The following is an 18428-nucleotide window of genomic DNA, read 5'->3' as shown; positions in this document are numbered from 1 at the left end:
CCGGATCGTATTCCTGTCGGCACCCGGCATTCCCGATACCCGATCCAGATACGCATTCGATTTTTCATGGCCCCTCCTCTCCTGACCCTTCGCGACATTCACCTGACCTTCGGCGGCACGCCGCTCCTGACCGGCGCGGAGCTTTCCGTTTCCGAAGGCGACCGGATCTGCCTCGTTGGGCGCAACGGCTCGGGCAAGTCGACGCTCTTGAAGATCGCCGCCGGCCAGATCGAGGCGGATTCGGGCGAGCGCTTCTTCCAGCCGGGCCGCACCATCCGCTACCTGCCACAGGAACCGGATCTTACCGCCTACAAGACCGTGCTCGATTATGTGAACGAAGGGCTGGCGCCGGGCGACGATCCCTACCGCGGCCAATACCTGCTCGACGTGCTCGGCCTCACCGGCAACGAAGACCCCAAGGCCCTTTCCGGGGGCGAGGCGCGCCGGGCGGCGTTAGCGCGCACACTGGCGCCGGAGCCGGATGTGCTCCTGCTCGACGAGCCGACCAACCACCTCGACCTCCCGGCCATCGAATGGCTGGAAGAGGAACTCAAAGGCCTGAAGTCGGCCATCGTGCTGATTTCTCATGACCGGCGTTTCCTGGAAAACCTGTCGCGGGCGACCGTATGGATCGACCGGGGCATTTCGCGGCGGCTCGACAAGGGCTTTGCCCATTTTGAGGCCTGGCGCGACGAGGTGTTCGAACAGGAAGAGATCGACCAGCAGAAGCTTGCCCAGAAGATCAAGCGCGAAGAACACTGGATGACCTATGGCGTCACCGCCCGGCGCAAGCGCAACATGCGCCGGGTGCGCGAACTCGCTGACCTGCGCCAGCAGAAGCGCGAGCACCGCGGGCCGCAGGGCACCGCCAAGCTCGCCGCCACGGACGCGGAGGTCTCCGGCAAGCTGGTGATCGAGGCGAAGGGCATTTCCAAGAGCTACGGCGAGCGGGCGATCGTGAAAGACTTCTCCACCCGCATCCAGCGTGGCGACCGGATCGGCCTCGTCGGCCCGAACGGCGCCGGCAAGACGACGCTTTTGAAGATGCTCACCGGGGAACTTGCGCCGGACACCGGTTCCGTCCGCCTCGGCACCAACCTGGAAATGGTCACCCTCGACCAGAAACGGGAACACCTCAACCCGAACGACACGCTCTCCTCGGTGCTCACCGGCGGACGCGGCGACACGGTGGTCGTCGGCAACGAGACCAAGCACGTCATCGGCTACATGAAGGACTTCCTGTTCTCGCCGGAACAGGCGCGCACGCCCGTCGGCGTGCTCTCCGGCGGCGAACGGGCCCGCGCCATGCTCGCCCGAGCGCTGGCCGCAAAGTCCAACCTGATGGTGCTCGACGAGCCGACCAACGACCTCGACCTGGAAACCCTCGACCTGCTGCAGGAACTGCTGGCCGACTACCAGGGCACGGCGCTGATCGTCTCCCACGACCGTGACTTCCTCGACCGGGTGGCGACCTCCGTCATCGTTTCGGAGGGCAACGGCAAATGGCAGGAATATGCCGGCGGCTACTCCGACATGCTTAGCCAGCGCGGCGAAGGCGTGACCGCGCGCAAGATGGAAAAGCCCGCGCCGAAGAAAACCAGGGAAGAGCCGGCGGCGGCTGAAAAGTCGGCCAAGTCTTCCGCAAAGTCGAAACTCTCCTTTACCCAGCAACACCTTTTGAAGACCCTGCCGCAAACCATTGAAGCCCTTGAGTCAAAACTTGACCAACTGCAGCAGGACATGAACGACCCGGCGCTTTACACGAAGAACCCGGACAAATTTGCCAAGCTTTCGGCCCAAATCACCGAACTGACTGCGGAAAAGGACTCCGCGGAAGAACAGTGGCTGGAACTGGAGATGCTGAAGGAGGAGATGGAGGGGTAAAGAATTTCATGAATTTTTCTCGTCTCCGGAGATCAATTGCATGAGCTTCGACCAGCTCAAACTCGAGTTTTGAGAAATTTCTTTTGGAAAAAACCTATTAGGGCCCGTGACTGTGAAGAAATACGATGCACGTGTGCAATTCATCGGAGAAACAATTGAGGAAGAGGTCGTATTGCTTATAGACGGATACGAACTCACCTGTTTCGCAAGTGTTCTGCCCTATTTCATTGAAATCGGATGCCAATACCCTGTCACGATCTCTCCCTTTCTAATAGATGACGACTATGAGATAGAAGAGGCTTCAGCATCTGCCCCAGCTTTTGAAAAATGCGGAGACGGCTTTCAATATTGGATCACCGGACAACTCAATGGAGTTGTATTGGAGTGCGGGCTGGAATTTGAAGACCAATTATTACTTTGGGATTATGGAGACCTAAATGGAAAACGTATCCGCTTGAAAGCCGACAGACTGGACGTTGAATTTCACTAATATCAGATCGTCGCTGTTGTCTTCACCAGAATTTAAATGGAAATTTCTTAGGAGATGCGTCCGAAGTTACATATCGAATGCTCATCCGACCAAGTGAATCGACATAAGTATCCACCCCTTCAATAACAGTATCATCTGACAGCTTTTCCATTCCCATAGCTAAATCTGCATTTATTATCATAGCTGGGCGGGGCTGCATTTTACTGAGTGAGGAAACGTCTTCGGTCCCGCCTAATTCAAGCGGTGGATTGTATACGAGAAATTCATCCCAACCTAACGGACCAATGCTCGCTCTGCATTTGGTTACCATCTCATCATTGGGATCTTTTGCTTTTCTGATGAAATTTTTCTGCCAAAACTCTTCAAAACTATTCGCAATGAGATCAGCCTCCATCGAAAATGCGTGCAGAAAAAATATAGGTGTTGCCTCACCTTGCTCTACCGAACTTATTCTATAGGCATACTGATCTCCCCATACGGTTGTCGCAAAGCACAAAAAATTATCTACCCTCCCCTCCCAAGCAAATTTCCAGTATTCTCTTTCGTTCCATATCTCTAAATTTTTGTTTTTCTCATTGTAAAGTCCAAATAATTTATAGTACCCGTCGCATATCGACATACCATTTGAGATGGCCAGCAAGTCCATATGGGCCTTTGGCAAAGTAAATCCACTAGACAGAACCCCATCATTTTCCGCCAATTTCGAATTTGGTTCTTCGAATTTAACGCCGGGGATTTGTTTCAATTCATCTATCTGAAGCACCGACATTGCCATATTCCGCCCATTGAAATTGCGCTTATTGTCGTTCCAATTCGCAAGAATAATCCCTCCAACCCTATTGGAGGATTTGCCTGCCTGCCAAGCCAGCAAACGTCCTCGGCGGACCAGGGTTATAACTGCTTTCCATCCTCATCCGAAAATCCGCGCAGTTTCGGAAGGCCTGCAAGCAAACAGCATTGCTTGTTTCCATATCATCAGAGATTTTCCTAGTGTGTTCAGGTCGCATTTCAATCTACTCGGCAAGACACACCAAGCCGTGAGCAATTAATCATGACCGCTATCAACCGAGATGCCGCAACCGATCTTGCCCGCAAGGAAATCGATCAATTAGCTGAAAAAATTGGCATGGCGGTGGAGATATATTCAGAGGAAACCCGAGAAATCGCCCAAGGCTGGGTGTTTTTCTACAATTCCGAGGAATACATGCGGACTGGAAATTATAGATTTCAGCTCGCTGGAAATGGCCCGATACTCGTGATGCGCGAAGGTAAGATCCACTATTTGCCGACCGCAATTCCTTGGGAAGACGCTGTCAGCCAACTCTAATTCAGTGGCGCTTGTCTGGAATGACGGGAGAAACCTCACCCGAAAATCCGCGACTTCTCTTCTTCGCCGAGCAACTTCCATTCCCCCTCGCCCAGTCCTTCCAGCCCCAGACCGCCGATGCGGATCCGGGTCAGCGCATTCACGTGGTTGCCGGTGGCGGCGAACATGCGGCGGACCTGGTGGTAGCGGCCTTCGTGGAGGGTCAGGCGGACATGGGTGTCGTCGATGACGTCCAGTTCGGCGGGCTTCAGCGGCTTCTGTTCGTTTTCCAGCATCATCTCGCCGGAGGCGAAGATCGCCGCCTCGTTGCCTTTCAGCGGCCGGTCGAGCTCGGCCTCGTAGACCTTGGGGACTTCGGATTTCGGCGAGATCACCTTGTGCAGGAAGGTGCCGTCGTCGGTGAAGAGCAGCGCGCCGGAGGTTTCCTTGTCGAGGCGGCCAATGGTGGAGAGCACCGGCTTGCGCATCCGGAACCGGTCGGGCAGCAGGTCGTAGACCAGCCGGCCCTGGTCCTTGGTGGAACAGGTGTAGCCGAGCGGCTTGTTCATCAGCAGCACCATGCCCTCGGGCGGGTCGAGCGGCTCGTCGTCGAACAGGATGTCCTCATGCGGCGTCTTGCTGTCCACTTTCAGCGGATTGCCGTCCCGGTCGGTGACCCAGCCGTTACGGATCGCCATCTGGATTTCCTTGCGGCTGCCGTAGCCGAGATTGGCGATGAGTTTGACCAGACGCATGAGAATTCCGACCGCTTTCGATTTCCGGCTGTTCCGGGGAGAGTGGCATCCCGGGGCCCTGTCCGCTTTAATGGGCTCTATATCGGAAAGTCTTCAGGACAGCAAAGAAGGGATCGGGATGACCACACCCATGGGAACAGTCGGGATTATCGGCGGCTCGGGCATGCTCGGACGCGCGATTGCCCATGCGCTGCTCAGGTCCGGAACCGTCGCGCCGGAGCGATTCTGGATTTCCAACCGCAGCGGCAGTTCCGCCGGGTTCGAGGCTTATCCTGCGATCCACATCACGACGAACAACCAGGAGCTTGTCGAAGCCTGCGATACCGTTCTTCTGTCGGTGCCGCCGAAGGATGCGCCGGCGATCGGGATCAATGCCGGGGACAAGCTGGTCGCCTCCGTCATGGCGGGCGTATCGCTGCAAAAGCTTCAGGAACTGACCGGATCGGTCCGCGTCGTCCGCGCCATGAGCAGCCCGGCGGCGGAATTCAGCCTCGCCTATTCCCCGTGGACCACAAGTGCAGCCGTGACCGGTGAAGACCGGAACACGATCACGACGCTGTTTGGCGCTTGTGGTGCCACCGACGAGGTGCCGGACGAGGCCCAGATCGAGATCTTCACCGCGATCACCGGCCCGGTTCCGGGCTTCGTCGCCTATTTTGCCGCCTGCATGAGCGACTATGCCGTCACAAGGGGCATCGACCCTGCTGTCGCCGACAAGTCCATTCGCCAGCTCTTTCTCGCAGCCGGACACATGTTGGCGGAAAGCACCATGACGCCGGGCGGGCATGTGCAGCAGATGATCGACTATGCGGGTACGACCGCGGCCGGGCTGAACGCCATGGCCTCCTCGGATATCGCGGACGCCATCGCGGCCGCTCTCGATGCGGCCGTGGAGAAGACCCGGCAGATGGGGTGAACGGGAGCTACCGCTCCTTGGCCTTCATTGCGCCCTTCACGGCACGGATCACCTTGTAACCGCCCTCGTCGGCGATCATCTCCACGTCGCGGAAGGCCTCCTTCAGCGTCGCCTCGTAGGGCAGATGGCGGTTTGCGACCATGTAGAAGACGCCGCCGATCCTCAGTCCCGCAGCGGCCGCGCGGATGAAGTCCTGACCGACGTCGGTGCGGCCGGCCTTGCCGGACTGGTGGAACGGCGGGTTGGAGACGATGAAGTCGTAGGTTCCCTCAAGGCCTCGGGTGACGTCGGACCAGATGCCGTGCAGGATCTTCGTGTCTGAAAAGGCCTTCAGGTTTTCCCGGGCGAGATCCAGCGCCCGCTTTTCCGCCTCGTAGAGATCGAGTTCGCTCACCTTCGGCGCCCGTTCCAGAACGGTGCGCGCGAGAAAGCCGAAACCGCAACCGAGATCGGCGCCCTTGCCGGAAAGGGTGTCGGGCAGATGATCTGCAAGCAGCTTCGAGGCCGGGTCGATCCGGTCCCAGGCGAAAATGCCCGGCCGGCTGACCCAGGCGCCGTCCAGGATCGGGCGCGGCGCGTCGAGCGCGGCCCATTCGGCCTTGAGGGTCTTGTCGAGGTCGGCGCTGGTCTCCTCGATCCAGATCACCCGGCACTTGTTTTTGGAAAGCTGATCGACCGGTCCGAACAGGGACGCCATGTCGGTTGCCAGCGTCTTGGCGCCTTCGGTGTTGAGGGCGGCGGCCACCACCCAGCCGCCGGGTTTGACCAGCGACGCCGCGCGGGCGAGTTCGGCGCGGGCTTCCTGGCGCTGGCGGCCGGGAAGAATGAAGACCAGATCGAAGTCCGTTTCGTCCGTCTCATCGACCACGGAAAAGCCGCCTGCCTCCAGCCGGTCGCGCTCGGGCGCGAAGCTTTGCTCGCAGATCACCTGCCCTTCATGAAACAGCTTCATTGCCGGGTGCATCCGCGCCCGCAGGAACAAGATGCGCTCGCTTCCCGAATAGGGAATGTCGCCGTTTTCGATCGGCAGGATCAGGGTCTCAAACGCGGGATCGGACATCGGTTCTGAAAAATCTCACACAAACGCCACAGGCGGTGATCGGCACTGCGGAAAACAGCGCTCTCATAAACGCGGACCGGTCAAAGGTCAAAAGGCGGCGTCGGACTTGAATTCCTTGCCGTCGACCAGAAGCCGGAGCGGCAGGGCGCGTCCGTCCGGATGAACGGCAACGACGACCTGAACCCGCTTGGCGGGAAGCCGTTCGATCTCCTTGCCCTCGCCCTCCGGCAGATAGAAGGCATCGATGTCGTAGTCGACCTGAACCTGCCCGGCTGAGCCGTATCCGATCTTGCCCTCAATGGCCAATGGACCGGCTTCTTCACGGGTCCGGGCGATCTTCGCCGGCCTGGCGACGCCGTCGTCCGAGATTTCGAGCCCGACATAGACGGTCTCACCCGACTTCAGACCCTGATCGGCGCCGGGCAACGTCTTCTCCACCCGGCTGATTTCGAGACTGAGAATGACATAGTCGCCGCGCAGAAGATCCCGCGGATCGACGGGCCTGAGGTTGAGGACGACCTCCTGGCCGTTCATCTGAACTGCCAACCGGTCGGCGAGCGGAACGGCGATCAGGGCAAGCTGGATCAGCGCCAGCAGTCCCCAGCGGAGAAAGGGAGCGCGCAAGGTCTGCGGGAGGCTCATGATGCCGCCTCCCCGCCTGCGTCAGGTTGCGCTGAAGCTCGCTGCCGGCGCAGCACCCGGGTGACCACATAGGCCATGCCGAGCAACAGCAGGCCCGCGATCAGGAAGAACACCGACTGGCCGAGCAGCGATCCGATCGTCTCGTCAAGCAGCCACAGCACCACCGCCGTCAGGCCGGCATAGGCGCACAGCGTCCAGAAGGCGTTGTTGTAGAGCGTGCCGACCAGGCTGAGGCCGACCAGGGCCGCCAGCACCAGGGCCGACACGAGAATGATGTTCTGCATGGCGATTGGCAGGATAACGGCGACAAGAGCCAGAAGAACCGCGCCGAAGAACGAGCGCGCCTTGCCGGTCTTGAACGACAGCAGCAGTCCGATTGTACAAAGGGCCAAAGCCAGCAGCAGCACGGCGGCCGCCGGCGGGCTCATCGCGGCGTCCACGAGATTGGCGTTTTCCAGATCCGACTGCATCACCAGGACAAGGGCAAGGATCGCCGACAGGATGGCGAAGCCGACATCCTGCATCGACATCAGCATCAGCCAGCGGCCATGGCTTTTCTGCGGAGCGTCTCCGGCCCATTTCACCGCCAGATCGGCGACCTGGCCGAGCTGGATCAGGCAGGCGGACAAGCCGGCACCAGCGAGGATCACGATCGCAGTGTAGGTGTCATCGCCGTGGCGGAAGATATCGACGGTATCCATCAGCCACTTGCCGTAAGTCACGAGCAACAGCGACATGGCCGCCCAGCGCGTCAATCGGTTTGGATAGACGACCGGATGCGGAAATACGGCAATAAGCAAAGCCAATCCGACAAGGTTCTGCTGGACCGTCAAAACACCATAATCATGGCGTCCGGTCTGCCAGCTGATGGCGGCGACCGCGGCCACGATCAGCGACGCCTTCGAACCGGTGATCCAGGCGGCCGCGAGCGCGCCGAGGCAGACCAGAAAGGCCCCGCCGACCCAGTCCGCCGGCAGATGGAAGATCTGGCCGACCAGCGCCATTCCGCCGACGAAGACCAGCGTGGCAAAGGCGGTCGCCAGGTCCGCCACGCCCTTGCGGCCGGCATTCGACGCCCAGGCGGCGAGACCATGGGCGGCCAGGATCATGGCGACGATGCCGGCGAGCTTGACGTATTTCGGAATGCCGCCCCAGTTGGCGGCGATGAAGGCGGCCAGCGCCAGCGCGATGCAGACGACACCGATGCCGCCGAGCACCATCGGCAGGCGCGAACGGCCGTCGCCGGTGGAGATTTCCTCCAGGATATGTGCCGCCCCTGCGGACCCGACCCAGCCGCGCTCGACCCAGGTTTCCAGGTCGTGTTTCAGGCGTCTCTTGTAAAATACGTCGAGCATCGACGCTCCCGTTTTTCCCTGTTTGAAAAACAGATTATCCCGGAACGGGACGCGTTGACAGCACGATTGAAGCCGGTTCGAATAGGCGCAGAAACGGCACTCTCAAGCACCGACAACGATGCCGTCCGGGAGGAAAATCATGACCCTGTCACGCCAGCTCGCCAAGCGGGCCGAGGAAAACCGCCCTGTCCGCGTCGGCCTGATCGGCGGCGGCAAGTTCGGCTCCATGTATCTGACGCAAGCCAGGCTGACGAAGGGCATCCATATCCTCGGCATTGCCGACCTGAACCCGTCCCGCCTGCGCGAAACCCTGAAACGTGCCGGCTGGCCGGACGAGCAGACCGACACGTCGTCCTTCCCGGCCGCGATCCAGTCGGGCCGCACCTTCATCACCGAAAGTGCGGAGGACTTGATCACCGCCGACGGGCTCGATGTGTTGATCGATGCGACCGGCGATCCGGCGGCCGGCATCCGCCATGCGCTGATGGCCTTCGAGAACGGCCGCCACGTGGTGATGGTCAACGTGGAGGCGGACGCGCTCGCAGGTCCCCTGCTGGCCCGGCGCGCGGAAGCGGCGGGGCTGGTCTATTCGCTTGCCTGGGGCGACCAGCCGGCGCTGATTGCCGACCACGTGGACTGGGCGCGCGCCTGCGGCTTCAAGGTGGTCTGCGCGGGCAAGGGCACGCGCTACCTGCCGAGCTATCACCACCTGACGCCCGACACGGTCTGGGACACGCTGCAGACCTACTTGGCGCTCAAGGACCCGAACCAGATCAATCTGAAGATGTTCAACTCGTTCCTGGACGGCACCAAGTCCGGGATCGAGATGACGGCGGTGTGCAATGCCACCGGTCTGATCCCCCAGGACGACGGCCTTGCCTTTCCGCCCGCAACCCGGTTCGAGCTTTCGTCCGTATGCAAGCCGAAGACGAACGGCGGCACGCTGACGCGCACGGGAACCACGGAAGTCGTCTCTTCCCTCTACCGGGACGGCACCGACGTGCCGCATCATCTGGCCATGGGCACCTATGTGGTGATCGAGGCGGAGACCGATTACGCCCGCCAGTGCTTCACCGAGTATCACATGCTGGAAGACGACAGCGGCCAGTTCGCCGCCCTCTACCGCCCGACCCACATGATCGGCATGGAGCTCGGCTGGTCGGTGGCGTCTGCCGCCCTGCGCGGCGAGCCGACCGGCACGGCCGTCGGTTTCCATTCCGACGTGGTCGCAACGGCGAAGAAATCCATGACGGCCGGCGAGATGCTCGACGGCGAAGGCGGCTTCACCGTCTGGGGCAAGCAGTGCCCCGCGACCGCGTCGCTTGCCGCAGGCTACCTGCCGCTCGGCCTGTCGCACAACGTCAAGCTCACCCGTGACGTTGCCGAAGGCCAGATGCTCACCTGGGGCGACGTTGTCCTCGACGAAAGCGACAGCGCCTATCTGTTCCGGCGCAAGATGGAAAAGGAATTCGGCTGAGGTTCACAGGTCCATACTCACTGCCTGCGTGTCCACTTATGAAGTCTTTCTCCAAGTATTTGACATATCGCTGGCATTCGCCCTCAGGAGTAGAGAGGACACGAAAAACGGTCCCGCCCACTCCCGTCTCCCCCCTTGAGGGGGAGATGTCCGTGACAGCGGACAGAGGGGGGTGAAACGGTACCGCATTTTCTGAAAAGCCGAATTTTCCGAGGGTCTTATACCCCCCTCTGTCTCCTGACGGAGACATCTCCCCCTCAAGGGGGGAGAGGAAAACAAGCGGATAAGCCGGAATTTCAAGACACGTCGTTATACCGGACACCATTGGGTCCATCCCCTGGCTCAGCCGAGTGCGATATCTCCAAGGATTCTCGCCAGCCCTTGCGGGTCAGCATCGAAAGGCGAATGGCTCGTCGCCATGACATGAACGGTGGTCTTGTTGCCCATGGCCGCATCCATCAGCGCGATCATCTTCTTCTGACCCGCCGGTGTGACTGCCCGGTCCTCGGTGCAGTGGATGTAGTGGCGCGGCACAGTGCCGAACCGCTCCTTTGTGACCGGTGACGGCACGATGGTGACCTGGGCCGGCTCGTCGCAGTGGAAATGGGCGATGGCCTTGTTGAACATGTCCTCACCGACATCGCCCGCATAGGCCTCGCGGACACGGGCCCGATAGTCCGGGTCCTCGGAGAGGAAGTCGACGCGCATCGCACCGATCGTTGCCGGATCGGCGGCAAACAGCCCCGGCACCAGCGCATCGGCCATCACCTCATCCCTGATCATGGCCACCGGCGGCATGCCCGGCGGCAGCAGGAAGGCGGAGATATAGACGGCCGCCGAAATCAGCTCCGGTACGCGTTCGACCACATGGGAAACGGTCGCCCCGCCGAGCGAATGACCGGCGATGACGACCTTGCCGCCGCATTTTTCCGCCGTCTCGCGAACTTGTCCGACCACGAATTCGGTGCGCTCGTCCTGGGTGACTCCGGCATTGGGCGACGGCTCGGTGGCAAAGGCCTGCTTGTCCAGCGGACGTTTCAGGAAGGAGGCGGGCAGCTTGGCGTTGACGCCGGCGCCGGGCATGTCGAACACCGTGGTGACAATGCCGCGCGCCTTCAGGAAGGGCAGGACATAGTCCCATGTTTCGTGATTGTGCCAGGCGCCGTGGATAAAAACGATGCCTGTGGACTGTTCTGCCATTTATGCCTCCCTGCCTGATATGCATCAGCAATGCACAACAGTTTTCCCGTTTCCTGCGGGTGAATTGACCGCTAGGTTGCTACGAAACCGCAAAGCTTTTCAATCCGTTCGCGAGCTCAAATGACATCCCGACTGTTTTCGCCTCTCACCCTCCGGTCGCTTTCCTTAAAGAACCGCATCGCCGTGTCGCCCATGTGCCAGTATTCGGCGGGCGACGGCATGGCCAATGACTGGCACCTGGTTCACCTGGGCAAGTTCGCCCAGGGCGGCGCGGGGCTGATCTTCACCGAGGCCGTCGCCGTCAACCGCAACGGCCGGATCACCCATGGCGATCTCGGCATCTGGTCGGACGAGCATGCTGCTGCCCTTGCCCGGATCACCGCGTTCCTGCGCGCCCACGGCTCGGTGCCGGCGATCCAGCTCGGCCATGCGGGCCGCAAGGCCTCCATGCAGCGTCCGTGGGAAGGCAACGCCGCCCTGACGGAGACGGAATTCGCCAAGGGCGAGATGGCATGGCGCACCGTCGCCCCTTCCCCGCTTCCCATGGCCGAGGGCTGGCTGGTGCCCCATGAAATGACCGCTCAGGATATTGCCGATACGGTCCGGGACTTCGTTGAAGCGGCCCGCCGGGCGCACTGGGCCGGGTTCGACGTGGCCGAAATCCACGCCGCCCACGGCTATCTCTTGGCAAGCTTCCTGTCGCCCCATTCCAACAAGCGCACCGATGCCTATGGCGGCAGCCGCGAAGGCCGGGCCAAGGCGCTGTTCGAGGTGGTCGAAGCGGTGCGTGCCGAGTGGCCGGAGGACAAGCCGCTGTTCGTGCGCATCTCGTCGGTGGATGGAACACCGGACGGCTGGAACCTGGACGACAGCGTCTGGCTCGCAGGCGAACTGAAGGCCCGCGGCGTCGATGTCATCGACTGCTCGTCGGGAGGCATCGCCGGCCCTGCAACAGCCGGCCGCACCCCGCCGCCTCCGGGCTTCCAGGTGCCTTATGCCGAGCGGATAAAACGCGAGACAGGCATCCTGACCCAGGCGGTCGGGCTGATTACCGAGGCGGTCCAGGCGGAGGAAATCCTCGCCGAGAGCAGCGCCGACATCATCGCCATCGGACGCGAGGCGCTCTCCGATCCGAACTGGCCGGTCCACGCTGCCGACACGCTTGGAGACGACAAGGCGTTCGCGACCTGGCCGAAGCAATACGGCTGGTGGCTCAACAAGCGCCGGGAGAGCACCGGGCGCTACTGAACGGCGGACCTACTCCGCCGCATCCGGCTTTCTGCGCGGGGCCCGCGCAGGATTCCGGGAGGCCGGTTTGCGCTTCGCACTACAACGACAGCATCCAGTTCAGCACCAGCCGCCAGTCGGTCATGCGGATCGGTGTGCCGTGGGTGCCGGTGTCGAACAGGGTGAACTTGATCGGATAGTCGGGTCTGGAAGACTTGATCTTCTTGAAGAAATTCGCCTGGTCTTCCCAGTTATAAACCTGATCGTCGCTGCCGTAGCCCATGTAGATCGGCACCTTGCGGGAGAGCGCTCCGGAGGAGAAAAAGCCCGGATCCCGCGGCGAGCCCATCAACAGGATGCCGTCGAGATTGCGGGCATAATTGCCGTTTTTCAGAAGATCCCAGCAGATGATGCCGCCCATGGACCCGCAGGCGACGAAGACTTTTGCCCGGGGGGAAAGCTGCTTCTGATAACCGATCAGTGCGGCAATATCCTGCGTGCCCCTGTCACCGAAGGACGAAATGTCGGCGGACAGATAGGCGCCGCCGTTGCGCACCATCAGGTTCTGGATGCGGTTGAAATTGCCGCCGAACGACACGTCGTTCACGCCCTGAAAGCGGTTGCCGCCCTGGCCGTGAATGTAGATCACGATGACCTTCGCGCCGCCCCTGGCCTTGCCGACGCCCATGTATTTGACGACACGCCCGTTGGCCTTGAGCTCGTAGCTCGACCGGCTGCGTTTCGGCTTGTAGGAAACGTAATTGCCGAAGACCTCGTGCTCATCGATCTTGTCCCGGTCTCGCAGGTCGCGCTGCTTGGAATATTCCACGACGATGAAGTCGCCGTTCATGTGGCTGGCGGTGATCTTCTTGTACTTGAACAGCCCGTCCTTGAACGGCGCGAGCGTTTCGGCGGATGCGGGCCCGGCGCCGACCATTGCCATCGCCATAACGCAAATAGCTGCGAAGACGGTTGAAAAATTCCGAATGCGTCGCATTCCCCGCTCCCTTTGACCGGATCCGCTTCAAGGCAAGGCTCTGTGCCCGTCGTGGCCGCCATGAATAGCGGATTCGGAGCCCGTGTTGCACGTCCAATTGCTGACTTTCGGGAAGCCTAACGACGATGACGCCGCGCTTCAATCTTTAAGGGTCTGCTGTTTCCGACGCTTGTTTGCGCCTCAAGTTTCAGCGCGGCGGTATACTCTGATCAGTTCAATATTTATCTCAAAGCAACTCTTCATCTCATATGTAACTTTGCGTGCGTTTTTACTCACCTAGTTAAAACCACCCATATATTTTTCCGGCCGGCCGGTGCATTCCTTCGCTTTTTTAAAGAGGGTTCCCCAATTCTTCCGCTTTAACAAATTGGTAACCATAAACTATTGAAACTTGGGCAGAAGAAACCCGACGACAGAAGGCCTCGGGGTTCAGTTCAGGAGAACAGACATGCCAGTCATTTCCTTCGCGAACGCAAAAGGCGGCGCCGGCAAGACAACCGCGGCGCTTTTGCTGGCGACAGAAGTCGCCGAACGGGGAAAAAGCGTGACCATCTTCGACGCGGATCCGCAGAAATGGATCTCCAAGTGGTACGAATTGCCCAATCGGAGTTCCCGGATTTCGGTCATCAGCGAGATTTCGCCGGCCTCCATCACCGAGCAGATCACCGATGCAGCTGCCGCAACGGACTACGTGATCGTCGACCTGGAGGGCACGGAAAATCTTGTGGTCGCCAATGCGCTGTCGGTTTCCGATCTGGTGGTCGTACCGATCCAGGGGTCTTCCATGGACGCCCGGGGCGGCGCCAAGATCCTCACGCTGATCGGCAAGCTGGAAAAGATCGTCCGGCACAAGATCCAGCACTGCGTGGTGCTGACCCGCACCAACGCGGCCGTCACCACCCGCGCCATGAAGGCGGTGCAGGACTTCCTCGCGGTTCAGGGCATCGATGTCCTGTCGACGCCGATCGTGGAGCGGGCCGCCTACCGCGACCTGTTCGAATTCGGCGGCGGGCTCGGCGACCAGTGCCCCAAGCAGATCACCAATCTCGACAAGGCCAAGGAAAACGCGGAGATGTTCGCCGCCGAAGTGCTGGAACGGGCCATCGTGATCCCGCAGAAGCGCTGGTACCACATCTTCAAGAAGGCGTCGTAACGCCTCAAGACCGGGTTTCGCCCCATCGACCGTCGGCAAACGAGCTTAGGCCCGTTTGCCGTTTTCGCATGCGAAGAACCGGGCTTAGCCGCCCTGCCAGACCCTGATGGCCTCGACCGGATAGACGAGCATCAGGACGTTCAGGGTCAGGTTGTCCCGGATCACCCAGAGCGCCAGAAGCTCGAAAGCCACCCCCAAAGTGACCGTCAGCCAGACTGGCATCCGCCAGGCAAACCAGAACCCGGCCAGCATCCAGAGAATATCGCTTACGGAATTCAGCACGCTGTCGCCCGTATAGCCGGACGCGATCGTCGCCTCGCGGTAGCGGTCGATCACCCAGGGGCTGTTTTCGATGATTTCCCAGGAGGCCTCGATGAAAATGGCGCCAAGCGCCCGTTCGCCGGCCGGCCGGTTCCGGAAGAACAGCCAGAGCGCGAGATAAAACAGGAAGCCATGAATGATGTGGGACGGCGTGTACCAGTCGGCGATGTGCTGGGAACTGCCCGCCACATCCTCGGCCGGGGTCCAGAACAGGACATAGCCGCAGGCGCAGATCGGGATCCGCCCCATGGCGAGCAGGAGGACCGCGGCCGCCAGGATCATGCCAATGCCGGTCAGCAAGACCGTACGGGTTCTCATATCCTGTTCCCCTTTGAAGTTGCGGATCATTTCCGCGCACGCCCCGCAAGGAGACTGGCGTCCGGTGCACTCCGAAAGCAAGGCTGCGACTTATGCGTCAACAGCTTTAAATTCCTGGCGCGATCATTGGCAATTTCCGGAGCCCTCTCTATGGTGCCCTGTGACATTTGCATATTGCCGTTCAGCGGCTCACCAGGGTCCCGCCTCATGCGAAAATGCTTCTCCGGTAATACCTTCGCCAGAACCGCTGCACTGTTAGGTCTTCTGTTTCTTGCCGCCTGCCGGGACAGCGGCGATGGCGTCGCGCTTGGCACCATCGAACGCGACCGGGTGGCCCTGACGGCGACGGCGGCGGAGGTCGTGGTCGCCTTGCCCGTCACGGAAGGCTCGCCGGTCAAGAAGGGCGATGTCCTGGTCAGGCTCGACGACAAGCAGCAGCAGGCGGAAGTGGCGCGCGCCAAGGCGGAAGTCGAACGGGCCAGGGCCAATCTGGAAAAGCTGCGCAACGGCGCGCGGGAAGAGGAACTGGCCGCCGCCAGGGCCAAGGTCAGCGGCGCCAAGGCCGCTCTGCTCGAAGCCAAACAGACTTTTGAGCGGACACAGGACCTGAGTTCCCGGGGAACGGCCAGCAAGGCAAGCTACGACAGCGCCCTAGCCCACCGGGATGCGGCCGATGCTTCGCTGAAGAGCGCGGAAGAAGAGTTGCGCCAGCTGGAAAACGGCGCGCGGCCGGAGGATCTCGCCATGGCGGAGGCGGAACTCGCCGCAGCACAGGCAAGCCTGGAGAGCATGGAAAAGGTCCTCTCCGACCTGACCATCGTCGCCTCCCGGGACGGCATCCTCGACAGCCTGCCGTGGAACCTCGGCGAGCGGGTCACGATGGGCAGCCCGATTGCCATCGTGCTTGCCGGAGATGCGCCCTTTGCCCGGGTCTACGTTCCCGAGCCCTACCGGGTGAATTTGAAACAGGGCGATCAGCTTGCCGTCCGGATCGACGGTCTGGACAAGCCGCTGGAAGGCACCTTGCGCTGGATCAGTTCCGAACCCGCCTTCACGCCCTATTACGCGCTCAACCAGGAACAGCGCAGCCGGCTGATGTATCTGGCGGAAGTCGACCTGCCGGGATCGGCGGAGAGCCTGCCGAGCGGCGTGCCCGCCCAGGTCCTGCTGCCATGAGCGATCTGGTGATCCGCACCCGCGGAATGACCCGGAAATTCGGTGACGTGACTGCGGTGAACGAAGTCGATCTGGAGATCAGCCGGGGCATGATCTACGGCTTTCTGGGTCCCAACGGCTGCGGCAAGACCACGTCCATGCGCATGCTGACCGGCCTCCTGACACCGACCTCCGGCGAGCTGGAGGTTCTGGGCAACACATTGCCCCGCGACGCGGAAAACCTGAAATACCGGATCGGCTACATGACCCAGTCGTTCTCTTTGTACCGGGATCTCAGCGTTCGAGAAAACCTGCAGTTTTTCTCCAAGATCTTCGGCCTCGGCCGCCGGGAGGAAAAGCAGCGGATCGCGGAGCTCCTGGATCTCTACGACCTGACCGATCTCGCCAGACAGCGGGCAGGCAGCATGAGCGGCGGGCAGCGCCAGCGGCTCGCCCTTGCCGCGGCGGTGCTGCACAAGCCGGATCTTCTGTTCCTCGACGAGCCGACGTCGGCGGTCGATCCGGAATCCCGCCGGGATTTCTGGGAACAGCTGTTCGACCTGAGCGATGGGGGCACCACGATCGTGGTGTCCACCCACTTCATGGACGAGGCGGAACGCTGCCACCGTATCGCGATTATGGAGCACGGCAACAAGCGGGCCGACGGGACGCCCGCCGAACTGATGGCGGACATGGCCACCAACGTGCTGGAAATCGAGGGCGACGATCTGAGGACCCTGCGCAAGGAACTGACGGCCCTTCCGCAAGTCCGCTCCGCCGCCCAGCTCGGCGCCCGGCTCCGGGTTCTGGTCAGCAAGGACATCGCCGACCCGGAAGCCTGGTTCCGGGCTCTGCCGCAATCGAAGGAGGCGCAACGGGTTAGCAAGGTCCGGCCGAACCTCGAAGATGTTTTCGTCACCAACACCGGCGTCATGCCGGAGCCGGTGAAGAGCGAAGAAGGAAGCGGGCAATGAGATCCCTCCGGCGCATTTCCGCAATCCTGTTCAAGGAATTCATGCAGCTCCGGCGGGACCGGATGACCTTCGGCATGATCGTCATGATCCCGCTGATGCAGCTCCTGCTGTTCGGCTACGCGATCAACACCAATGTCCGCCATATTCCGGTGGCTCTGGTCGATCACGCAGACACCGGGATCAGCCGGATCCTGGTGCAGACCATCCTGGCGACCCAGGTGGTCGACTTCACCGAGCATTACGACACTGTGGAAGAAGCCCAGGAGGCGATCACTGGGTCAAGGGTTCGCGCGGCACTGATCATCCCGCGGGATCTCGCCAGCCGCCTCGCCCGCAGCCCGAGCATCGGCCTCGGCACGCCGCCGTCGACCAGCGAGGAAACCAGCCGGCCGGTGGCCCAGTGGATCGTGGACGGATCGGACACGATGATCGCCGGCGCCATCAAGAGCCTGCGCGCCATGCCGCTCACCGAACTGCTGCACAAGCCGGCGAACCGCTCGACACCGACCTTCGAGGTGGCGCTGTTCTTCAACCCGGAACAGCGGACCGTGGTCAATATCGTGCCGGGGCTGGTGCCGGTCATCCTGACCATGACCATGATCATGTTCACCTCAGCAGCCATCGTGCGCGAAAGCGAGCGCGGCAACATGGAAATGCTGATCAACACGCCGGTGAAATCCATCGAGCTGATGATCGGCAAGATCATCCCCTATATCTTCATCGGCCTTGTGCAGGTGGGGATCATCCTCGGGCTTGGCTACGTGGTCTTCAACGTGCCGTTCAACGGCGGGCTGCTGCCGCTCCTGGGGGGCACACTGTTGTTCATTGCCGCCAGCCTGTCGCTCGGCCTGCTGTTTTCCACCCTTGCGAACAGCCAGCTTCAGGCCATGCAGATGACGATCTTCGTGCTGATGCCGTCGATCCTGTTGTCCGGCTTCATGTTTCCTTACGAGGGCATGCCGGTCGCCGCCCAGTATATCGCGGAGGTCCTGCCGGCGACCCACTTCATGCGCATGATCCGCGGCATCGTCCTGCGCCAGGCGGAACTGGCGGATCTCCAGTTCGACGCGCTCTGGCTCGCCGGCTTCTTCGTCCTCGGCATGGCCCTGGCGGCGTTCCGGTTCAAGAAGCGGCTGGATTGAGCTAACGCACAAAAACGCCGGGAGCGGCGCGTGCCACTCCCGGCTTGTCTGGAGAC

Annotated in this window: 18 protein-coding genes; 10 read left to right on the top strand and 8 right to left on the bottom strand. The window is 61.2% G+C overall.

All coding sequences use genetic code 11. The features are described 5' to 3' along the window. The first annotated feature begins 66 nt into the window (after positions 1–66). Both HK439_RS20785 and HK439_RS20780 read left to right on the top strand, forming a co-directional pair. Positions 67–1884: an ABC-F family ATP-binding cassette domain-containing protein gene (locus HK439_RS20785; protein ID WP_190293404.1), complete on the top strand. Its 1818-nt coding sequence runs from the start codon at positions 67–69 to the stop codon at positions 1882–1884. A 112-nt stretch (positions 1885–1996) separates the two neighbouring features. Then, positions 1997–2374, top strand: coding sequence for a hypothetical protein (locus tag HK439_RS20780; RefSeq protein WP_190293403.1), 378 nt, complete (start codon positions 1997–1999; stop codon positions 2372–2374). A 22-nt stretch (positions 2375–2396) separates the two neighbouring features. On the opposite strand, the gene HK439_RS20775 is transcribed toward HK439_RS20780, so the two are convergent. Beyond that, on the bottom strand, positions 2397–3143 hold the full coding sequence (locus tag HK439_RS20775) for an SMI1/KNR4 family protein (RefSeq protein ID WP_190293402.1): 747 nt from the start codon (positions 3141–3143) through the stop codon (positions 2397–2399). A 282-nt stretch (positions 3144–3425) separates the two neighbouring features. Between HK439_RS20775 and HK439_RS20770 the strand changes: the two genes are divergently transcribed. After that, positions 3426–3701 (top strand): YrhB domain-containing protein, encoded by a 276-nt coding sequence (locus tag HK439_RS20770; RefSeq protein ID WP_190293401.1) that lies wholly within the window; start codon positions 3426–3428, stop codon positions 3699–3701. A gap of 35 nt (positions 3702–3736) precedes the next feature. Here the strand turns inward: HK439_RS20770 and HK439_RS20765 are convergent, their stop codons facing one another. After that, positions 3737–4435 (bottom strand): pseudouridine synthase, encoded by a 699-nt coding sequence (locus tag HK439_RS20765; RefSeq protein ID WP_190293400.1) that lies wholly within the window; start codon positions 4433–4435, stop codon positions 3737–3739. 118 nt (positions 4436–4553) lie between these two features. On the opposite strand from HK439_RS20765, the gene HK439_RS20760 reads away from it, so the two are divergent. Next, positions 4554–5351: a pyrroline-5-carboxylate reductase family protein gene (locus HK439_RS20760; RefSeq protein WP_190293399.1), complete on the top strand. Its 798-nt coding sequence runs from the start codon at positions 4554–4556 to the stop codon at positions 5349–5351. 7 nt (positions 5352–5358) lie between these two features. On the opposite strand, the gene HK439_RS20755 is transcribed toward HK439_RS20760, so the two are convergent. The 3 genes from HK439_RS20755 to HK439_RS20745 all read right to left on the bottom strand — a co-directional run bounded on the left by HK439_RS20755 (position 5359) and on the right by HK439_RS20745 (position 8408). Further along, positions 5359–6411, bottom strand: a complete 1053-nt coding sequence (locus HK439_RS20755; protein ID WP_190293398.1) for a class I SAM-dependent methyltransferase — start codon at positions 6409–6411, stop codon at positions 5359–5361. An 87-nt stretch (positions 6412–6498) separates the two neighbouring features. Continuing rightward, a complete protein-coding gene (locus HK439_RS20750; protein ID WP_190293397.1) occupies positions 6499–7053 on the bottom strand; it encodes a GDYXXLXY domain-containing protein in 555 nt (184 codons plus the stop codon). Further along, on the bottom strand, positions 7050–8408 hold the full coding sequence (locus HK439_RS20745; RefSeq protein WP_190293396.1) for a DUF2157 domain-containing protein: 1359 nt from the start codon (positions 8406–8408) through the stop codon (positions 7050–7052). The genes HK439_RS20750 and HK439_RS20745 overlap by 4 nt, the downstream gene beginning before the upstream one ends. A gap of 139 nt (positions 8409–8547) precedes the next feature. Between HK439_RS20745 and HK439_RS20740 the strand changes: the two genes are divergently transcribed. Continuing rightward, positions 8548–9885 (top strand): NAD(P)H-dependent oxidoreductase, encoded by a 1338-nt coding sequence (locus HK439_RS20740; protein ID WP_190293395.1) that lies wholly within the window; start codon positions 8548–8550, stop codon positions 9883–9885. Between the two features lie 342 nt (positions 9886–10227). On the opposite strand, the gene HK439_RS20735 is transcribed toward HK439_RS20740, so the two are convergent. After that, positions 10228–11085 carry an alpha/beta fold hydrolase gene (locus HK439_RS20735; protein ID WP_190293394.1) on the bottom strand — a complete coding sequence of 286 codons (858 nt, stop codon included), beginning with the start codon at positions 11083–11085 and terminating at the stop codon, positions 10228–10230. A gap of 120 nt (positions 11086–11205) precedes the next feature. Between HK439_RS20735 and HK439_RS20730 the strand changes: the two genes are divergently transcribed. After that, positions 11206–12333, top strand: a complete 1128-nt coding sequence (locus HK439_RS20730; RefSeq protein WP_190293393.1) for an NADH:flavin oxidoreductase/NADH oxidase — start codon at positions 11206–11208, stop codon at positions 12331–12333. Between the two features lie 79 nt (positions 12334–12412). On the opposite strand, the gene HK439_RS20725 is transcribed toward HK439_RS20730, so the two are convergent. Next, positions 12413–13261 (bottom strand): alpha/beta hydrolase, encoded by an 849-nt coding sequence (locus HK439_RS20725; protein WP_209011964.1) that lies wholly within the window; start codon positions 13259–13261, stop codon positions 12413–12415. A 496-nt stretch (positions 13262–13757) separates the two neighbouring features. On the opposite strand from HK439_RS20725, the gene HK439_RS20720 reads away from it, so the two are divergent. Further along, positions 13758–14462: a ParA family protein gene (locus tag HK439_RS20720; RefSeq protein ID WP_190293392.1), complete on the top strand. Its 705-nt coding sequence runs from the start codon at positions 13758–13760 to the stop codon at positions 14460–14462. Positions 14463–14546: 84 nt separating this feature from the next. On the opposite strand, the gene HK439_RS20715 is transcribed toward HK439_RS20720, so the two are convergent. After that, on the bottom strand, positions 14547–15101 hold the full coding sequence (locus HK439_RS20715; RefSeq protein WP_190293391.1) for a DUF2585 domain-containing protein: 555 nt from the start codon (positions 15099–15101) through the stop codon (positions 14547–14549). Between the two features lie 207 nt (positions 15102–15308). Between HK439_RS20715 and HK439_RS20710 the strand changes: the two genes are divergently transcribed. Genes HK439_RS20710 through HK439_RS20700 form a run of 3 tightly spaced genes read left to right on the top strand, consistent with a single transcriptional unit; the run spans position 15309 to position 18372 of the window. Then, positions 15309–16277 carry an HlyD family secretion protein gene (locus HK439_RS20710; protein ID WP_190293390.1) on the top strand — a complete coding sequence of 323 codons (969 nt, stop codon included), beginning with the start codon at positions 15309–15311 and terminating at the stop codon, positions 16275–16277. After that, complete coding sequence (locus HK439_RS20705; RefSeq protein WP_190293389.1) at positions 16274–17230, top strand: ABC transporter ATP-binding protein; 957 nt, start codon at positions 16274–16276, stop codon at positions 17228–17230. The genes HK439_RS20710 and HK439_RS20705 overlap by 4 nt, the downstream gene beginning before the upstream one ends. Then, the gene (locus HK439_RS20700) at positions 17227–18372 is read left to right on the top strand and encodes an ABC transporter permease (protein ID WP_190293388.1); all 1146 of its coding nucleotides are present in this window, start codon (positions 17227–17229) and stop codon (positions 18370–18372) included. Before HK439_RS20705 ends, HK439_RS20700 begins: the two co-directional genes overlap by 4 nt. Positions 18373–18428: the final 56 nt, after the last annotated feature.

This window comes from Roseibium aggregatum (assembly GCF_014692675.1).
Classification (GTDB): Bacteria; Pseudomonadota; Alphaproteobacteria; order Rhizobiales; family Stappiaceae; genus Roseibium; species Roseibium aggregatum_C.
This window is presented reverse-complemented; position numbering and strand designations above follow the sequence as displayed.